The sequence below is a fragment of the Arthrobacter sp. BF1 genome, from assembly GCF_056680215.1.
The window spans coordinates 112,440-128,781 of sequence record NZ_CM155271.1; the positions used below are offsets into that span (position 1 = coordinate 112,440).

Sequence of the window (16,342 nt, forward strand, 5' to 3'; positions counted from 1 at the left end):
GGCATGCAAGCAGGGAAAATCCCGTATAGCGACGGTAGAATTCGCTGGCATGAGGACACTCGCCGACGACCTTGAAGCCCCTGGTGACATCCACACCCGTATCGTTGTGGCAGCCTACGGATTGTTCTCGCGCCGCGGGATCCGCGACGTCGGGGTCGACGAGCTGATCCGCGCGTCAGGCGTCGCCAAGGCAACGTTCTATCGGCACTTCCCCTCGAAGGATGATCTGGTGCTGGCCTTCCTGAAGCGGCGTGATGAGCTGTGGATGTTGGGGTCCGTCGTCCCGGAGGCCAGAAGCCGGGCGGATAACCCCGAAGATCAGCTGCTGGCCATCTTCGACGTTTACGACCAGTGGTTCCACGACGATGATTTCGAAGCATGTTCGTTCGTGAAAGTGCTGCTGGAGATGGGGGCGGCCCATCCCCTGGGCAAGGCGAGCATCGAATACCTGGCCAGGATCCGCCAGCAGGTCCGCCTCCTGGCCGATGAAGCCGGCCTGCGGGACTCGGAGGCATTCGCCCTTTCCTGGCACATCCTCATGAAGGGCTCAATCATCGCCGCAGCCGAAGGCGACAAGCTGGCCGCCCGCCGGGCCCGGCGGATGGCCGCCGGACTGATTGCGGAGCACCGGCCCCAAAACTCCCAGCCGCAATAGATCAGTCACGGCGGTCCTTCATCAGCAGGGCCGCCGGGACTCCAGTCGTCAGCTTTGGGCCGGGACGGCATGGACGGTTGGAGAAGTGCGGGGAACTTCAATCTGGAAGCCGCACCGGCACCGCAGCACCCGGGCCCGGAGGTATGCCTCGAGGAAATCTCCTGCCGGCATATCGGTGGAGACCGGCCTGCGGGAACTCCGCAGGTTCGGGTCCAGCGGAGGCATCGGTTCTCCGCAGTGGATGTACTGGGCGCCCACGTGCACCACGTCGTCGTCCGTTGTTGACCTGGCCAGGATTGCAGCGACGAAGCGCGGGGTGGTGGACATGATGCGGTGGCCGCCGCATTCGGCACACTTGAAGGCAACGCTGAGCGTATCCTCCCACTCGTCCAGGACGGTAATGGAGTCCACCACGAGGTGCAGGTCGGTATCGCAGACGGCGCACCAGGGCTGCTGCCCGTTCGGCTGCCTGGCGCCGTGGGGCGACGGCGCGTGAGTCAGTGTGGTCATTGTCAGACGAGGCCGGGGTAGCTGGCAATGATGTAGTCCGCTGCGGCCGGGCCCTTCATGCGGAGCCCGTTGTTTTCCGGGTGGACGCGTTTTTTCTTCATGGCCGTCCAGAAGGCGTCTTCGGCGCAGGGCACCAGGCGCTGCAGGAAGCACCAGCTGGTGTACAGCCCGTAGAGGCAGTCTCGGCCGAGCGTGGAGTCGGCATGGTCGTTGATTGTGGCTTCTTTGAGGAACAGGTCGTACTGCGACGGTGCCATGATTGGCTCGTTTCCGCGGGGTGCGTTCTGTGCCGCCGTGAGGCTACAGCGGCTGACGCCTCAAACCTGCACGGGGTGTTGAGACGGGTTTCCTGATTACCGCAGCTCTGCGGCGGGGATTGTGGTGGAGGAGCAGGTCGCAGCCGGTGGCTGGCCGTGGACCGCCTCTTCACGGGCGGCAGGTAAGAAGAACTCGTATTCCCTGATGCGTGAGCGGCCGGGAACGGCCCTCCCGCTCAGGTCCCTGCTGCGACCGGTGACGGATGCTCTACGTTGTAGACTTTACGCGTAGACTTACGCATAAGCAAGCATGCTTTATTTCTCAGGGCCAGGGTCAGGTCCGTCCTCGTGGAGGGAGCCGTGGTGCCCGCACAAGATCAAAAACCTGCCTCGACCGCCGGTAAGAAGAAGCGGCTGAACCGGGAACTGGTGCTCACCGCCGCGCTGGAGTTGGTGGATGCAGAAGGGCTCGACGCCCTGACAATGCGCCGCCTGGGACAGGAACTCGGCCGGGATCCGATGAGTCTTTACCGCTACGCGGACAACCGGGCCGCACTGTTGGATGGGGTTTCAGAGCTTGTCCTGAACGAGCTGGCCATCATTCCCGATGATCCGGACTGGCAGGCGCAGCTCCGACACATTGCCCATGACCTGCGGCTGCTGGCTCTCCGCCATCCGAACGTCGTGCCACTGCTGGTCACCCGGCCGCTGTCCACGCCCCTGGGGCTGCGTCCCTTGGGGACCCTGCGTCCGCTTGAACAGATCCTCTCCCTGCTCATCGACGCCGGGTTCAGCCCCGGTGATGCGCTCCATGTCTACCGGGCCTACTACGGGTTCCTGTACGGGCACATCCTCAATGAACTGCAGGAGTTTATCGTTGATCCTGAAGAAAACGAGGCACTGCTCCGGCTGGGCCTGCACCGGCTGCCGCCGCGCGAGTTTCCCCGCCTCCGTAAGCTGGCGCCGATTCTCGCCGACTACGACGGCGAGGCCGAACTGGACCAGGGACTGAGCATCCTGCTGTCCGGCCTTGCAGCGCGGCTCTCGCCCGGGCCGACACCGTCTGAGCAGCAACCACCAGCGGCAAGCTAACCGACGCCGGCCACCGCACCCGCCGTGAAATTGATTATTGTTTTGCCATTTCCAGTGACCCAATTCTGAAATATGGTGATAAGCACTACCCGATACCGGGTGGTGCTTAGGCCCGGGCCAACCCTTGGCCAAGCGAAACGAAGGAGAATCTCATGTTGCTTTGGATCGCCATCATCATCGCAGTTCTCTGGCTCCTGGGCCTGCTCGCCAATATTGGCGGCGGGCTTATTCACATTCTTTTGGTTGTGGCGGTGGTTGTCTTGATCTTCCATTTCATTCAAGGCAGGTCCCGCGCCTGATTACGGGACTGTATTCCCGCACAGCGCGATTCCCCCACAGTGCGGCGCCTCAGGCCGTCCGCGCCTCCGGCACCGCCGTCGACTTCCGTCCTAGTTCCGCGGTCCGCTTCACCGACCACCACAGCAACACCACCAGGAGCACGTTGCGGGTGGTGAGGATGGCAGCCATCACCGGGTGGGCGTGGATGAGCGGGGTGTAGAACAGCGGGTAGATCACGAACGTGGTCATGGCGATGCCCATCAGCAGCGCGGCCGGGACCTTCCAGCGGTCCCAGTCGTGGGTCAGCCCCGCGATGATCACCGGCGCCAGCCAGATGATGAACTGCGGCGAGCCCACCTTGTTGAACACGATGAATGCCGTGGTCATCATCAACGCGCCTTCGAGGAAGAGTTCCTCCCGCTCGGCGCCGCGCTTCAGCGCCCGCACCAGCAGGATCGCGGCCACCACGGCAGCGACGATGAGCAGCGGCTGCATCAGGAAGGCGGCCACCGATGCACCGGGTCCGTAGACTTCGGTGGAATTGATGGCCGTGTTGTCCGCCATTTTGGAGCCGGCGATGTTGAACACGCTAAGCCACACCCACGGCGTGGAGAACGTGGCCTCAAGCTGCATGCCCCGCTCGCCCTGGTTGGTGAGGAAGTCCATGATGTGCGGCAGGCCGCCGGACAGATACGTGCCAAGGCCAACGACGGCGGTGACTGCGACGCCGGAGGCCAGCACCTGGATCCTCTTCCGGCTGGCAATGACAATCGGCACGAGGACGGCCGCCGGCCACACCTTGATCCAGGTGGCGACGCTCAGCAGCACACCCGCCACCACAGGGCGTTCGGCCGCGCAGAGCAGGGCAATCAGCACGATGGGGGCGGTGATGCCCTCCACCCGGGCGAAGCTGAGATACCCCATAAAGACCGTGAAAAAAAGCCACCACCAGGCCGGGGCAATGCCCCGCACCTTTCGCGGTCCGCGGGTCAGGTACACAAGTCCGACGGCGTTGAGGGCTGTGATGATCAGGAACCAGCAGAGCAGGTAGAGGCTGGGTCCGGCGATGTTCGCGAGGAAGATCGGGATCTGCGCCAGGACCGGGTACACCCACGGGCTGATCTTCCCGTCCAGGCTGTCCGGGTTGTAGCCGTCCACGGCCCACTGCCGGTACTGCTCCGTATCGCTGAAGGTGTTGCCGTTCAGGAAGAACGACGCCATCCAGCCCAGGAAGTACAGGTGGATGACCGCGAACCCCCACCAGACGCTGGACGGACGGGCGAACCAGTCCACCACACGCGCGGGCAGGAGCTTGCTGCGGACACTGACCAGCCGGTCGAAGAACGTCGTGGAAATCTTAGGACTCCTTGAGCGCGGGGACGGACGCGGGAGTCTTTTTGCCCAGCAAGTACAGGCGCCGGACGGACCACAGGAACAGCACCACCAGGAGGATGTTGCGGATGGTCAGCACGCCGGCCATGAGCGGGTTGTTGTGGCTCAGGGCATCGTAGAACAGCGGATAGATGAAGAACGTGGCCACGGCGATGGCGATCAGCATGGCCGCGGGAACCCGCCATTCACGCCAGCTGTGCGCCAAGCCCACTGCGACGGCGGGCGCCAGCCACACCATGAACTGGGGCGATCCCACCTTGTTGAAGACCACAAACGCGGTGGTAAGGGTGAGGGCTCCGGCGAGCAGCAGTTCGGTCCGGTCCACGCCGCCGTCCGTCCCGCCACCCTTCAGCTTGCCGTTGTGGAGCGCCCAGAAGGTCAGGCCGGCCACAAGCAGCGCAGCCAGGATCAGGAGCGGCTGCATCAGCACGGACATCACTGCGGTGCCGGGCCCGTCCACCTGCATCGAGTTGATGTCGGTGTTCATGTACATCCGGGAGTCGCCAATGTTCAGCACGGACAGCCACAGCCACGGGGTGGTGAATGTTGCCTCGAGCTGCATGCCCCTGTCGCCCTGCTGGGTCAGGAAGTTCAGCAGCTTGGGCACACTGCCCACGGCGGCAGCGAGGGCCACCACAACCGCGGACGTGGCCACGCCGGCCAGCACCACCAGCAGGCGGTTCTTGACGACGGCGAAAAGGGCCAGCATCACCGCGGCCGGCCAGACTTTCACCCAGGTGGCGGCGGCGAGGATGACCGAGGCGATGAACGGCCGGCCCACCCCGTAGGCGAGGGCGACCAAAACGATCGGAGCGGTGAGGCCGTCCACGCGGGCGAAGCCCAGCCAGCCCATCAGCAGCGTGAACATCAGCCACCACCAGCCCGCCGGGATCGCGTCCCGGTTGCGGCCCCGGTCAGTCAGCTTTGCCAGGCCCCACCCGTTGAGGAGCGTGGTCATCAGCACCCATAGGAAGAAGAACGGCCCCGGTCCGGCCAGTCCCGCGATCGCCATGGGGATCAGCGCAAGGATGGGGTACACCCACGGGCTGGGACCGCCGGTGAGGTTCGCCTCGTTGAACCCGGCCGCAGCCCAGTCCCGGTAGATGAAGGTGTCACTGAACGCCTCGCCGCGGAGGGAAAGCAGCGCACCGAAGATCAGGAATCCGAGGTGCACCAGGATGAAGCCGGTAAGCAGCCCGCGGGAAGTGTTCAACCAGGACCGGACGGGCGACGGCAGGATGACGTTGCGGACCCGGGTGAGCGAGGCGAAGAATGCGTCCGTGGAAATGGCGGAATCCTTGTCAGAGAGGGGCAAGACGGGTGCCGGATCGTGCCGCGGGGCGGGAACCGGAAGCATCGGGGGTCCGTTTATAACAGCCGCCCCTATGAGTCAAGGGTAATTGACCGGGAGGGGCGGCCAATAATCTGCGGCCCCGCACGCGTCTCTTATTGGGCCCTAAAACAGTTACGTGGCCTTGGCGTGGCGGTAGCGCTCAATCTGTTTCAGCCGCCGCAGGAGACTGTCGCGCCGCGGGTGAGGGACGACGTCGTGCGCTTCCGCGGTGAGGTCAATGTGTTTGGTGCCGTACTGCCAGAGCAGGAGGTCATCCAGCAGGCGGTCCGGGCCGGGGGAGTAGCGGTGGTCAAGGGCCTTGCGGACCTCGGTGATCCGCTGGGCGCTGAGCAGGCCCGCCAGCTGGACGGTCTGGTTCAGGCCGTGGGCCGCCATCAGTTCCGCCGCCCAGCCCCAGTCGTCGTCCACCTTGCGGTCCACGTGCGGCAGCAGGGTGCGCCAGACGTCGCGGATCCGGTTGGGGGTGAGCTGTGCGGCGCCTTCACCGTCCATGTCCCAGTAGCTCCGGACCTCTTCGTAGCGCTCGTGCAGGTCCGCGAAGGCACTCTCCACGGTCTCCAGCATGGCCGCGGTGGCGGTGAACTGGCGGTCGAAATGCGGCGTCCAGGCGCGCGGATCCTCGGCTTTGAAACGGATGTCATGCTCGATCTCGCTCCAGGCATGCGCGAAAACCGTGCGGATCTGGCACTCGAAGAAGTAGCTGCCGTTGGGCGGGACCTCCGGATTGTAGGCCTGCTGGTACTCCTTGACGGCCTCGTTCTGGATGGTTCGCAGGATGAGGTGGCGGCTGGAGTAGCCGTAGGTGCCGGACTCGATGGAGCCGATGTCCTTCTCCCGGTCCCCGCGGCAATCGAACACCTGGCGCTGGCGCTTGATGATGTTGGCCACCAGCGCATTCTCGGCGGGCAGCTTGGTGATGACGCGGATGCCCACCATGTCATTGAGGGTCCGGAACGGGTCCGGGAACTTCAGCACCGGAGGGCCGCCGGGCTCCAACGGTTCCTCAATCCGGGAGATCTTTTCGCGGAACGATTCCACCGTTTTGGTGCGCCCCGTAACGAACAGCGGCGTGACCTCGGTGTCCTTGAGCATGTCTCGCAGGATAAGGAGGACATCACGGGTGACCAGCTTCAGGGCAGGCCGGACGCGCTCGTACATCTCCACGTTCTCCTGCACGGATTCGCGGAGGCTGACGTCCAGGCTGTCCCAGTTACTCGGCATGCACCCAGCTTACGGCGGGGCTGCGACACTCCCGTGAGGACGCTCTCTCACTTAATGCGGGAAAAGCGGCAACCCTCTATCACTTTCTTTAGGAGAGCGAGAGAGGGTTGCCTTAAAAGCCGCATTAAGTGAGAGAGCGTCCTAGGGGTTGGGGGCGGCGGTCGCGGGGGATGTGGAGTTGCGGACCACCAGTGAGCTCTCCAACGTGAGTTGCGGCTGCTCTAGCTCGCGGCCTTCCATCAGGTGGCGCAGCTGCTCGCCGGCCTTCAGCCCCAGGGGGGTGGCGGGCAGGTGCACGCTGGTCAGGCTGGGATTACTGGTGGCGGAGTACGGCAGATCGTCGAAGCCCGCTATCGCCAGCTCGCCCGGGATCTGCACGCCGGCCACGCGTGCTTCCTGCAGCACACCGTAGGCGTGCGTGTCCGTACCGCAGACGACGGCGGTGACCCCCGCGCGCTGCCACGCCGGCCATGCAGCGGCGAAGGCAGCCGCTGCCGCACCGACGTCGATGGTGGTGCTGATGATGTGACCGGAATCCACCGTGATCCCGTGGTGAGCGGCCTCCGCCAGGAAGGCTTCGCGGCGAAGGGCGAACGTCGCTGTTCCGGTGACGCTGTCCACATAGGCAACCTTTTGATGCCCTGCAGCTGCCAGATGCGCCGCCAGTTCCCGGGCTCCGTGGGCTACGTCCAGATTCACCGACGGCGCATAGGCCTCCATCCCGGGAGCGTCGAGCAGCACCAGCGGCCCGCCAACAGCAAGGTCATCCAGGAACCCGGCGTTCGGAGCATCAACCAGCAGCCCTGCCGGCCGCAGCGCCATCAGTTTGCGCACGTCGTCCGCCTGCGGAAACTCCCCGGCATCGGTGACGGACAGCAACAGCTGGTAGTCCGCCCCAAGCGACTCGCGCACACCGGCGATCACCTTGGCGAAGAACGGGTTGGAGATGTCCGGAGCCACCAGGATAACGATCGAACTGACCCCTTTGGCCAGGGAGCTGCCCACGCTGTCCACCACGTAGCCGAGCTCGGAAATCGCGTCCCGTACGCGGCGGATGTTGTCCTCCGACACCCGGCCGGCGGTCTTGCCGTTGGCCACCAGGGAGACGGTCGCCGTTGAAACGCCGGCGCGGGCAGCGACCATGGCTGCCGTAATCCGTCGGGAACGCAGGGGCTGCGGCTGCTGTTCCACGGATTCCATCCCTCGATCGTAGTAGGCGGGGAGTGCGGTCAGCGCACGGCCGCCCCGCTGCACCGCACCCGAGGTCCGAGGTGTGAGGTCCGAGGGCATAGGATTCCGATATGGGACTAATAATCACACTACTTATCATTTGGCTTGTGCTCTCCATCCTCGGTTTCGTGGTGAAGGGGCTGCTGTGGCTGGCCATCATCGGCCTGGTGCTCTTCGTCGCCACGGCCGTCTGGGGCTGGCTGAAACGAAAAACTAACGCCTGACCTTCGGTCCGGACTCTTCGGCGGTGGCCGGTTCTGCATCAGAACCGGCCACCGCTTTTGTATGCCCGGCGTCTCCACTGCTGTCGCGTGGCTCTCTCCGCACCGCCGCCTTATCCGGCATATAGTCAAGCGCTTGACGTGCGTCAACGTTAAGCGCTTGACGTGATGCTGCTCCGGGTGTCATGATCGCTCTGATTGCTTTCGCCCGCTGCCCTGGCAGGCCCCAATGACGTGGAGAATAAACGTGGAATCCCAACCGACGAAACCCGCCCCCAGGAAGATCATCCTCGACTGCGACCCCGGGCATGATGACGCCGTGGCCATGCTGCTCGCGCACGGCAACCCGGACATCGAGCTCCTGGCCGTCACCACGGTGGTGGGCAACCAGACCCTGGAAAAGGTCACCAAAAACGCCCTGTCCGTCGGGACCATCGCCGGCATCACCGGCGTTCCCTTCGCCGCCGGCTGCGCCCGCCCCCTGGTCCGCACCATCGAAAACGCGCCGGACATCCACGGCGAGTCAGGCATGGACGGCCCCGCCCAGCCCGAATCGGCCATCGCACTGGACCCGCGCCACGCCGTCGACCTCATCATCGACACCGTGATGGCCCACGAACCCGGCACCGTCACCCTCGTCCCCACCGGCGGCCTGACCAACATCGCGCTCGCTGCCCGCAAGGAACCGCGCATCGTGGAACGCGTGAAGGAAGTTGTCCTGATGGGTGGCGGCTACCACGTGGGCAACTGGAGCGCCGTGGCCGAATTCAACATCATCATCGACCCCGAAGCCGCGCACATCGTGTTCAACGAGAAGTGGCCCGTGGTGATGGTGGGACTGGACCTCACCCACCAGGCCCTGGCCACTCCCGAGGTGGTGGAGAACATCGCCGCAGTGGGCACCGGCCCGGCCAAGTTCGTGCTGGAACTGATGGAATTCTTTACCAAGACCTACAAGGATGCCCAGGGCTTCGACTACCCGCCAGTCCACGATCCCTGTGCCGTGGCCTACGTGATCGACCCCAGCATCGTCAGCACCCGCAAGGTGCCCGTCGACATCGAACTCCAGGGCAAACTGACGCTCGGCATGACCGTGGCCGACTTCCGCGCCCCCGCACCCGAAGACTGCAACACCTCCGTGGCGGTCGACCTGGACCACAAAAAGTTCTGGGACCTCGTCACCGACGCACTCGTACGAATCGGCGAACCCGCAGCCCTCGAAGCAACGGTAGGGGCCAAGTAAATGAGCACCACACTTACGAACAGCAAAACCGGCAACGTCACTGCCCTGATGGTGGCCCTGCTGGCCGCCTGCGTTGCCTTCCAGCTCAACGCTTCCATGCTCAGCCCCGCCCTGGTCACCATGGGAAAAGAGCTCAACACTGACCAGGCCACCATCGGCCTGTCCCAGACCTGGTTCTTCACCGCGGCCGCCCTGTTCTCCCTCTTCCTGCCCCGCCTGAGCGACATCATCGGGCGCAAGAAAATCCTGATCGGCATGATGGTCCTGATGGCCGTCGGTTCGGTCATCGCAGCGCTGGCCCCGGACGTCACCTGGCTGTTTGTGGGCCGCATCATCCAGGGCGTCAGCGGACCCACTGTCCCGCTCTGCCTCATCATGCTCCGCTCCGCCGTCAGCAGCCCCAAGAAGTACGGCACCCTGATGGGCCTGATCACCGCAGTCAACGGCGGCGTGGCCGGCGTGGACTCCTTCGTGGGCGGCTACTTCGCCGAGCACTACGGTTTCCGCAGCATCTTCTGGCTGATGGTGGTCCTGGCCGTCGTGGCCACCGCCCTGATCGCGTTGCTCGCCGGCGAAAGCAAGCCGGCCGCCGGCACCACCATGGACTGGCTGGGTGTGTTCTTCATCGTGATCGCAGTGGGCGCCCTCCTCACAGCCCTCAACGAAGGCTCAAAGCTGGTCGGCGCCTTCGAAGCCGGCACCCTGATGCTGTCCATCGGCCTGGTGCTGGTTGCCGCCGCCGCGTTCTACCTGTTCTGGCGGACCGAAAAGCGCGCCAAGCAGCCGATGGTGGAGACGGTTCATCTGCGCCAGCGCTCCACCTGGGCGCCGCTGCTGACCACCACGCTGACCATGACCGGCATCTTCGCCGTCATCAACGGGATCGTCCCGGCCTACGTCCAGGCGGCCGCACCCGGATTCGGCATCGGCCCCACCGAAATGTCGCTGATCATCCTCACCCCGTACGCCCTGCTCGGCTGGCTGGTGGGCCCCATCAGCGGCCGGCTCGCTCCGGTGCTCGGCTACACCAAGGTCCTCCGGATCGGCATGCTCGGCAGCATCGCTGCCCTGGCCATCATCGCGTTCTTCGGCCTCAGCAGCCTGCCCTTGATGATCGCCGGCACGGTCTTGCTGGGCATCATGTACGCCGGTACGGTCAACATCATGCTGAACGGTCTCGGAGTTGTCCTCTCACCCGCCGGAAACCCGGGGTTCCTGCCCGGCATGAACGCGGGAGCCTTCAACCTGGGCGCCGGCCTCAGCTTCCTGGTGCTGCCTGCAGTACTGGTGGCCACGTCCGCCATGGGCGAGGCCAAGGCCTCCTACCTGAGCGTGGTGCTCACCGGGCTCGTCATCACCGTGGCCGCCTTCGCAGCCTCGCTCCTGATCCCCAAGCCCGTCGAGGCTGAGGTGACCGAATGACCGCCCCCGAAGCACGCACCGCAGGCGGGATCGTCGTCGTCGGCTCCCTGAACGCGGACCTCACCATCTACTGTGAGCGGCTCCCGCTGCCCGGCGAGACGGTGCACGGCACCGGTTTCGCGGTGAATCCGGGCGGCAAAAGCGCCAACCAGGCTGTTGCGGCGGCCCTTCTGGGCGCGGACGTCAGCCTTGTCGGTGCCGTGGGTGACGATTCCAACGGGGAGATGCTGATCACCTCGGCTTCGGGCGCGGGAGTCCACCTCGGGCACGTCCGGACCGCCGCCGCGGAGACGGGCGTCGCCGTCATCGCCGTGGACGCCAGCGGTGAGAACAACATCATCATCTCGGCGGGAGCCAACGGCACCCTGTCGCCGGCGGACGTCGCCTCGGCAGCGGACGATATCAACCGTGCCGCCGTGGTCTGCCTTTGCCTCGAAGTCAGCATGGAGACCGTGCTGGCCGCCGCGCAGGCAGGGCACGACGCCGGCGCAACAGTGGTGCTCAACCTCTCGCCGTATGCGGAAATCCCGCAGCAGTTGGCGGACCTGACGGACGTCCTGCTGGTCAACGCCCACGAGGCGGCGCAGTTCCTCGGCTCCGCCGACATTCCCGGCAGCGACGGGGACGCCGGCGACTGGGAAGCGGTCCGCGTGAGCTTCGCCGAGCGGGGACTCCAGCAGGTCCTCGTCACGCTGGGGGCCAACGGCTCCGTGGTGCTCGATTCACTCGCCGACACCGGGCAGCAGCTTGTCCAGATCGCACCGGTCAGGGTCAAGGCGGTGGACACCACCGGCGCCGGCGATGCCTTCACCGGGGCCGTGGCCGCGCGCCTGGCCGCCGGCGCATCACTGGCCCACGCCGCCGCCTTTGCGTCTATCGCAGCCGCGCTCGCCACCACCCGCAAGGGCACCCAGGCCGCCTACCCCGATGAGGACGACGTCAAACGCGTGCTCGCCTCGGGATCCGTCTGACGGTCTGAGCGCAGTACAAAAGAAACGCCCGACGGCGGCAGTCTCCTGCCGCCGTCGGGCGCTACTTGTTTCCGGGGTGCCGCCGCCGGACTTACCGGCTGTGGGTACCGGCCGGGCTGTGCTGGTGAACGGCAGCCGGCGTGAACCTTGCCCCCGTGTCCGGGAAGGAAGGGACTTCGATCCGGGCGTGGGTGTGAACTTCCTGGACGGTCCGGCGGGTGTGCTCGGCGATCTCCTCCATGGTGGTCACCCACATGCCGTCCATCGATTTCACCCGCTCGATCAGCTTCTCCAGGGCCACGGCCTTGGACGGCCGCCCCGAGATGAACGGGTGGTTGGTCAGGACAAAACAGCTGCCCTGGGCGTGGTGCGCCTCTGCCTCGAGAGTCCACATTTCCAGGACCTTGGCCGGGCTCTCGATCACACCGCTGCCGGTGACGCCGGGGTAGAACGCGTACTGTTCCCAGTCGTCCAGGGTCCAGTCCACCGGGATCTCCACGATGTCCCGGCTGTCGCCTTCCGCCACCGCAAAGCGGTACGGTGCGTCGCCGTCGAGCAGGCTCGAATCGTAGAGGAAGCCGCGGTCCGCCAGGAGCGCCGGCGACTGCCAGTTGAGCTCCCACCACGGCGCCCGGTAGCCCACCGGCTCCACGCCGACCTTGGCGAGGGCCGCCAGCCCGCGGTCGATGTAGCGGGCCTCGGTCGCGGCGTCGATCCCCTGCATGGGTTCGTGCAGGTAGCCGTGGTGCGCAACCTCGTGCCCGGCATCGACGATGCGCCGGACGGTATCCGGGTAGCACTCGGCGGTAAAGCCGGGGACGAAGAAGGTGGCCCGGATGTCCTGCCGCTGGAGAATCTGCAGCAGCCGCGGCACCGCCACCTTGGGCCCGTACGACTGGTGCGTCATCAAGGACATCCGGCTCGTGCTTTTCGGATCGTGGGCGATGGTGCAGGACTCGGCGTCCACGTCGAAGGTGAAGGAGGCTGCCGCCTGCTTGCCATCGGGCCAGGTGATCGGGTGGACGGAATCCGCGAATGCGTCAATGGTCATGGTGTGTTTCGTTTCCTAGGTGGGTCCGTGTGGGCGTCAGGGCCGTTCGAGCGTCAGCGTTTCAGATTCCTGCCGTTGCACCGGGCTGGCCGGCGAAACAGGCTGGGTGGCAGTCTGGGCGACGGGCTGGGTGGCGAACCGCAGGTCCGCGGTGGCCTGGGCAACCGTCTCGGCCGGCAGGGCGGAGTCCAGGTGCCTGCGGTGGTAAGCCGGGCCAAGGAGGGCGTAGCTGCCGGCGCTCGCCAGGCCGCCTGCGAGCCAGGAGAGGTCCCAGCCGCCCAGGGCCACGGCAATGGGGCCCTGCATGGCAGGAACGAGTCCGTACATAAACAGCCACGTGGCGAAGATGCCGACCAGGAGCGAGACCACACCGGCCCAGTTGACTACCGGGAGCCGTTTGGTGCCCACTGCGTCAAAGAGCCTCTCCGGGTTGCCCGGCCAGCGCTTGTCGAGCCAGAAGTAGTGAACCAGCATGACTCCGCCCCAGGCGGCCACCCAGGCCACGAGTCCGATCAGCCAGGCGTCGAGGACTGCCGCGAAGTCTTCCTGGAAGATGAAGAACACGACGGCGGCGAGGGAGAAGACGCCGACGAACAGGTTGAGCTTGCGGCGGCTGATGGTGATGTCCAGTGCCTGCGTGGCCACCGAGAACGTGTAGATGTTGAGGATGTTCGTGGCGATGGGTCCGTGCAGCACCATCAGAAGTACGGGCAGCGCCATCACGCCGAAGTTCTGCACGATGAGTTTGCCGGGGTCGATTTCACCGCTGTTGGTGGCGAGGCTGGCGCCGAGGATTCCGAGCCACACCACGGGGATGAACTGTCCCAGGACGGATGCCAGGTAGACCTTCCTCTTGGGGACTTCGGTGCTGACAAAGCGGGAGTAGTCGGCGGCGTAGGTGAACCAGGTGATGCCCCAGCCGATGCCGATGGCGGTCATCACGGCACTCATGGCGGCGATGCGCTCTGAGCCTTCAAGGATCTGTCCGGCCGGGCCGGCGTAGCCCCAGTCGATCTTCATGCCGAACCATGCCACGGCGGACATCACGGCCAGGATGATGATGGTGGGCGGTACGGTCCACTTTTCGAAGGCCGCGATGGCCTTGTAGCCGAACCAGGCGATGGCAACCTGTGCGGCCATGATGGCGGTGGCCACACCGATCTTCCAGACATAGTTGTGTGCTGTCGGATCAACCCAGCCGAGGGTGCCGAACAGGGCCATGACCAGGTCCAGGATGATCCAGGTATTAACCGCGCACCAACCAATCACCAAGAGGGCCTGGATGGCTGCGGGGAGGTAGTTGCCGCGGCGGCCGAACGCTGCGCGGGCCAGGACCATGCCGGTTGCGCCGGTTTTCTGGCCGAGCAGGACAAAGCAGCCGAACAGCAGCATGCCGATCAGGTTCCCCAAAACCAGAACGGTGACCGTGTCGGCAAAGCCGAGGCCTAGGTGGATGCCGAGGGCGCCGAGCACCCAGTTGATCGGTGCGAGGTTGGCGCCGGCCCAGATCCAGAACTGACCGGAAACTTTGCGCGTGCGCTGGGACTCGGGAATGGGCTGAAGCCAGGCTTCGCAGTCTTCTGCCGGCACCATTGCCGACTCTTGCTGCGGAGTGGAGAGATTGTTGTGCATGGGGGGAGCCTCCATGAGTAAAAGGGATAGATCCAGATTATGTGGCTCAGGCCACAACCACCACATACAATGTGTCATGAACATCACCCATTTACGCGACGGAGTGTCATGCCCATACGCTTAGCGGATGTTTTGAAACACTCCAGCCTCACCCCGGCCGATCCGGTGATCCGCGCGGCGGCGGCCGTCGCGGCCCAGACGCAGCTCCGCTGGATTCACTCCAGTGAGGTATTGGACATCGCCCCGTTACTCGGCGGCGGTGAACTGTTGCTCACCGGTGGCCAAGCGCTGGTGGCAGCAACGGATAAGCGGCGTGTTGGGTACATCTGGGAGCTGGCGGAACGTGGAGTGGCTGCGCTGGCCATTGAGACGGGTACCGGCCTGCCGTCCATTCCGTCCGCCATGGTTGCAGCAGCCGAGGCCGCCGGGCTTCCGTTGATAGAGCTCCGCAAAGTGGTGCCCTTCGTTGGCGTTATGGAAGCCATCAACTCGCTGCTCGTGAGCGAGTCAGCCGCGCACCTGCAACAGGCTGACGGGGCAAGCCATGCGATGGCGGTGGAGCTGGCCCACGGCGGCAGCCTGGACCGGATCCTGGCCGTCCTCGCCGACGCTACCGGCGCGGAAGTTGTCCTGACATCCAACGAAGGGGCTCCGCTGGCCAGTGCACTGCCTGCTGACCAGGCCGCGGCGGCCGAACCCGCACTGACCGCCAACGCAGAGCAGGACCGTGCCCGGACCGTCGTCGTTGACGTTTCCGTTCGCGGCATCCCGTCGGCCCGGCTCACGCTCCGCGCCCTGGCCGGATCCGATGTGAACCTGGCGAGGATCGCGGGGAACCGCTCAGTGGACATTTTGGCCCTGGCTTTGCTGCAGCGCATGCCCCCGGGGCTGAAGGAGATGGCCGGCGCGGCGCTGATCCGCGCCGTCGATTCGGGCACCCAGAACTGGCGGCTCCAACAGCTGGCCCCGGCGGCAGGGATCCCGCTGTCAGCGCAGCTGGTGGCCATTGTGGTCCGGTCCCCTGGCTCGCGACAGCTCCGCACCGCCGTCGAACAGCTGCTGGACCGGGCCGGACGGCACAGCGCGAGCTACGCGGACAATGCGGAGCTCCTGGCGCTCGCCGTCCTCCGCCCGGACAGCGCCCAGCAAGACAGGAAGGACATATTGGCTGGACTGCAGGCGCTTGAACTGCCCGAGGGGAGCGTCAGTGCAGTGGGTCCCGTGGCCGCCGGCATCGCCGCCGCTCCGTGGTCGCTGACCGAAGCCAGGCTGACGCTGGAACTTTCCTCCGGCGTCGGGGTCCACAGGCAGGGGACCATGCAGTCCGGGGGTGTGCTCGATGCTGAGGATTTCGCGGTGGAACGGCTCGCATCCCACTCTTTGGACGACGGCCGCCGCACGGACTTCGTCCGCCAGCAGCTGGGAGCCATCCTCGCGCACGATGAGCAGCGCCACTCCGCCCTCCTGGAGACCTTGCGGGTCTGGCTGGACTCAGGCTGCAATACCGCCCAGGCCGCGCGGGAGCTGCATCTGGAACGTCAGTCGATGCATCAGCGCCTCCAGCGGATCTTCGCACTTTGCGGCGGCGACCCCCGCGGGACGGGCCGGCTCGCGGCGCTGCATCTGGCCACCCGCCTCGCGGCGCTGCAGTCCAAATAGCCAGGACGCTCTCTCACTTAATGCTGGTTTTCTGGCGATCCTCTCTCACTTAATGTGGCTTTTCGGGCATCCCTCTCGCACCCCGCCCTCGTGCCAGCGCGCGCCTGTGGATAACTTCAGCAGCGTCCTGTCGTTTCGGGGCACAATGCCAGC

The 16,342-nt window shown here is 65.5% G+C and carries 16 protein-coding genes; 8 read left to right on the forward strand and 8 right to left on the reverse strand.

Going from position 1 to position 16,342, the window contains the following annotated elements:
- Positions 1 to 49 precede the first annotated feature (49 nt).
- Positions 50 to 655 carry a TetR/AcrR family transcriptional regulator gene (locus AC1MCD_RS00545; RefSeq protein WP_498674863.1) on the forward strand — a complete coding sequence of 202 codons (606 nt, stop codon included), beginning with the start codon at positions 50 to 52 and terminating at the stop codon, positions 653 to 655.
- Between the two features lie 48 nt (positions 656 to 703).
- Here the strand turns inward: AC1MCD_RS00545 and AC1MCD_RS00550 are convergent, their stop codons facing one another.
- Both AC1MCD_RS00550 and AC1MCD_RS00555 read right to left on the reverse strand, forming a co-directional pair.
- Complete coding sequence (locus AC1MCD_RS00550) at positions 704 to 1,165, reverse strand: hypothetical protein (protein WP_498674866.1); 462 nt, start codon at positions 1,163 to 1,165, stop codon at positions 704 to 706.
- Between the two features lie 2 nt (positions 1,166 to 1,167).
- A complete protein-coding gene (locus AC1MCD_RS00555; RefSeq protein WP_498674868.1) occupies positions 1,168 to 1,422 on the reverse strand; it encodes a hypothetical protein in 255 nt (84 codons plus the stop codon).
- A gap of 363 nt (positions 1,423 to 1,785) precedes the next feature.
- Here AC1MCD_RS00555 and AC1MCD_RS00560 point away from each other — a divergent pair, with 363 nt between their 5' ends.
- Together AC1MCD_RS00560 and AC1MCD_RS00565 are read left to right on the forward strand one after the other, a co-directional pair.
- Positions 1,786 to 2,514, forward strand: a complete 729-nt coding sequence (locus AC1MCD_RS00560) for a TetR/AcrR family transcriptional regulator C-terminal domain-containing protein (RefSeq protein ID WP_498674870.1) — start codon at positions 1,786 to 1,788, stop codon at positions 2,512 to 2,514.
- A 152-nt stretch (positions 2,515 to 2,666) separates the two neighbouring features.
- Positions 2,667 to 2,813, forward strand: coding sequence for a lmo0937 family membrane protein (locus tag AC1MCD_RS00565; RefSeq protein ID WP_498674872.1), 147 nt, complete (start codon positions 2,667 to 2,669; stop codon positions 2,811 to 2,813).
- A 49-nt stretch (positions 2,814 to 2,862) separates the two neighbouring features.
- On the opposite strand, the gene AC1MCD_RS00570 is transcribed toward AC1MCD_RS00565, so the two are convergent.
- From AC1MCD_RS00570 to AC1MCD_RS00585, 4 genes are all read right to left on the reverse strand, one after another.
- A complete protein-coding gene (locus AC1MCD_RS00570) occupies positions 2,863 to 4,089 on the reverse strand; it encodes a glycosyltransferase 87 family protein (RefSeq protein WP_498674873.1) in 1,227 nt (408 codons plus the stop codon).
- A gap of 61 nt (positions 4,090 to 4,150) precedes the next feature.
- On the reverse strand, positions 4,151 to 5,500 hold the full coding sequence (locus tag AC1MCD_RS00575; protein ID WP_498674875.1) for a glycosyltransferase family 87 protein: 1,350 nt from the start codon (positions 5,498 to 5,500) through the stop codon (positions 4,151 to 4,153).
- 150 nt (positions 5,501 to 5,650) lie between these two features.
- Positions 5,651 to 6,760: a GTP pyrophosphokinase gene (locus AC1MCD_RS00580; RefSeq protein WP_498674877.1), complete on the reverse strand. Its 1,110-nt coding sequence runs from the start codon at positions 6,758 to 6,760 to the stop codon at positions 5,651 to 5,653.
- Positions 6,761 to 6,901: 141 nt separating this feature from the next.
- The gene (locus AC1MCD_RS00585) at positions 6,902 to 7,960 is read right to left on the reverse strand and encodes a LacI family DNA-binding transcriptional regulator (protein ID WP_498674880.1); all 1,059 of its coding nucleotides are present in this window, start codon (positions 7,958 to 7,960) and stop codon (positions 6,902 to 6,904) included.
- Between the two features lie 101 nt (positions 7,961 to 8,061).
- Between AC1MCD_RS00585 and AC1MCD_RS00590 the strand changes: the two genes are divergently transcribed.
- The 4 genes from AC1MCD_RS00590 to AC1MCD_RS00605 all read left to right on the forward strand — a co-directional run bounded on the left by AC1MCD_RS00590 (position 8,062) and on the right by AC1MCD_RS00605 (position 11,847).
- On the forward strand, positions 8,062 to 8,214 hold the full coding sequence (locus tag AC1MCD_RS00590; protein ID WP_491352295.1) for an LPXTG cell wall anchor domain-containing protein: 153 nt from the start codon (positions 8,062 to 8,064) through the stop codon (positions 8,212 to 8,214).
- Positions 8,215 to 8,440: 226 nt separating this feature from the next.
- Positions 8,441 to 9,454, forward strand: a complete 1,014-nt coding sequence (gene uriH / locus AC1MCD_RS00595) for a uridine-preferring nucleoside hydrolase UriH (protein WP_498674882.1) — start codon at positions 8,441 to 8,443, stop codon at positions 9,452 to 9,454.
- Positions 9,455 to 10,876 carry a uridine transporter UriT gene (uriT, locus tag AC1MCD_RS00600; protein ID WP_498674884.1) on the forward strand — a complete coding sequence of 474 codons (1,422 nt, stop codon included), beginning with the start codon at positions 9,455 to 9,457 and terminating at the stop codon, positions 10,874 to 10,876.
- Entirely contained in the window at positions 10,873 to 11,847 is a 975-nt protein-coding gene (locus AC1MCD_RS00605) for a ribokinase (protein WP_498674885.1), read from the forward strand. The genes uriT and AC1MCD_RS00605 overlap by 4 nt, the downstream gene beginning before the upstream one ends.
- A 91-nt stretch (positions 11,848 to 11,938) precedes the next feature.
- Here the strand turns inward: AC1MCD_RS00605 and AC1MCD_RS00610 are convergent, their stop codons facing one another.
- Complete coding sequence (locus tag AC1MCD_RS00610) at positions 11,939 to 12,898, reverse strand: polysaccharide deacetylase family protein (protein WP_498674886.1); 960 nt, start codon at positions 12,896 to 12,898, stop codon at positions 11,939 to 11,941.
- Positions 12,899 to 12,934: 36 nt separating this feature from the next.
- Complete coding sequence (locus AC1MCD_RS00615) at positions 12,935 to 14,530, reverse strand: purine-cytosine permease family protein (protein ID WP_498674888.1); 1,596 nt, start codon at positions 14,528 to 14,530, stop codon at positions 12,935 to 12,937.
- A 108-nt stretch (positions 14,531 to 14,638) separates the two neighbouring features.
- On the opposite strand from AC1MCD_RS00615, the gene AC1MCD_RS00620 reads away from it, so the two are divergent.
- Positions 14,639 to 16,189 carry a helix-turn-helix domain-containing protein gene (locus AC1MCD_RS00620; protein WP_498674890.1) on the forward strand — a complete coding sequence of 517 codons (1,551 nt, stop codon included), beginning with the start codon at positions 14,639 to 14,641 and terminating at the stop codon, positions 16,187 to 16,189.
- Positions 16,190 to 16,342: the final 153 nt, after the last annotated feature.

What these genes read in the sequence shown, in the direction of transcription:
- AC1MCD_RS00620 (WP_498674890.1), top strand. Translation starts at nt 14,639, where the DNA reads ATGCCCATACGCTTAGCGGATGTTTTGAAACACTCCAGCCTCACCCCG.
- AC1MCD_RS00610 (WP_498674886.1), bottom strand. Translation starts at nt 12,898, where the DNA reads ATGACCATTGACGCATTCGCGGATTCCGTCCACCCGATCACCTGGCCC.
- AC1MCD_RS00580 (WP_498674877.1), bottom strand. Translation starts at nt 6,760, where the DNA reads ATGCCGAGTAACTGGGACAGCCTGGACGTCAGCCTCCGCGAATCCGTG.
- AC1MCD_RS00555 (WP_498674868.1), bottom strand. Translation starts at nt 1,422, where the DNA reads ATGGCACCGTCGCAGTACGACCTGTTCCTCAAAGAAGCCACAATCAAC.
- AC1MCD_RS00585 (WP_498674880.1), bottom strand. Translation starts at nt 7,960, where the DNA reads ATGGAATCCGTGGAACAGCAGCCGCAGCCCCTGCGTTCCCGACGGATT.
- AC1MCD_RS00545 (WP_498674863.1), top strand. Translation starts at nt 50, where the DNA reads ATGAGGACACTCGCCGACGACCTTGAAGCCCCTGGTGACATCCACACC.
- uriT (WP_498674884.1), top strand. Translation starts at nt 9,455, where the DNA reads ATGAGCACCACACTTACGAACAGCAAAACCGGCAACGTCACTGCCCTG.
- AC1MCD_RS00550 (WP_498674866.1), bottom strand. Translation starts at nt 1,165, where the DNA reads ATGACCACACTGACTCACGCGCCGTCGCCCCACGGCGCCAGGCAGCCG.
- AC1MCD_RS00605 (WP_498674885.1), top strand. Translation starts at nt 10,873, where the DNA reads ATGACCGCCCCCGAAGCACGCACCGCAGGCGGGATCGTCGTCGTCGGC.
- AC1MCD_RS00565 (WP_498674872.1), top strand. Translation starts at nt 2,667, where the DNA reads ATGTTGCTTTGGATCGCCATCATCATCGCAGTTCTCTGGCTCCTGGGC.
- uriH (WP_498674882.1), top strand. Translation starts at nt 8,441, where the DNA reads ATGACGTGGAGAATAAACGTGGAATCCCAACCGACGAAACCCGCCCCC.
- AC1MCD_RS00615 (WP_498674888.1), bottom strand. Translation starts at nt 14,530, where the DNA reads ATGCACAACAATCTCTCCACTCCGCAGCAAGAGTCGGCAATGGTGCCG.
- AC1MCD_RS00590 (WP_491352295.1), top strand. Translation starts at nt 8,062, where the DNA reads ATGGGACTAATAATCACACTACTTATCATTTGGCTTGTGCTCTCCATC.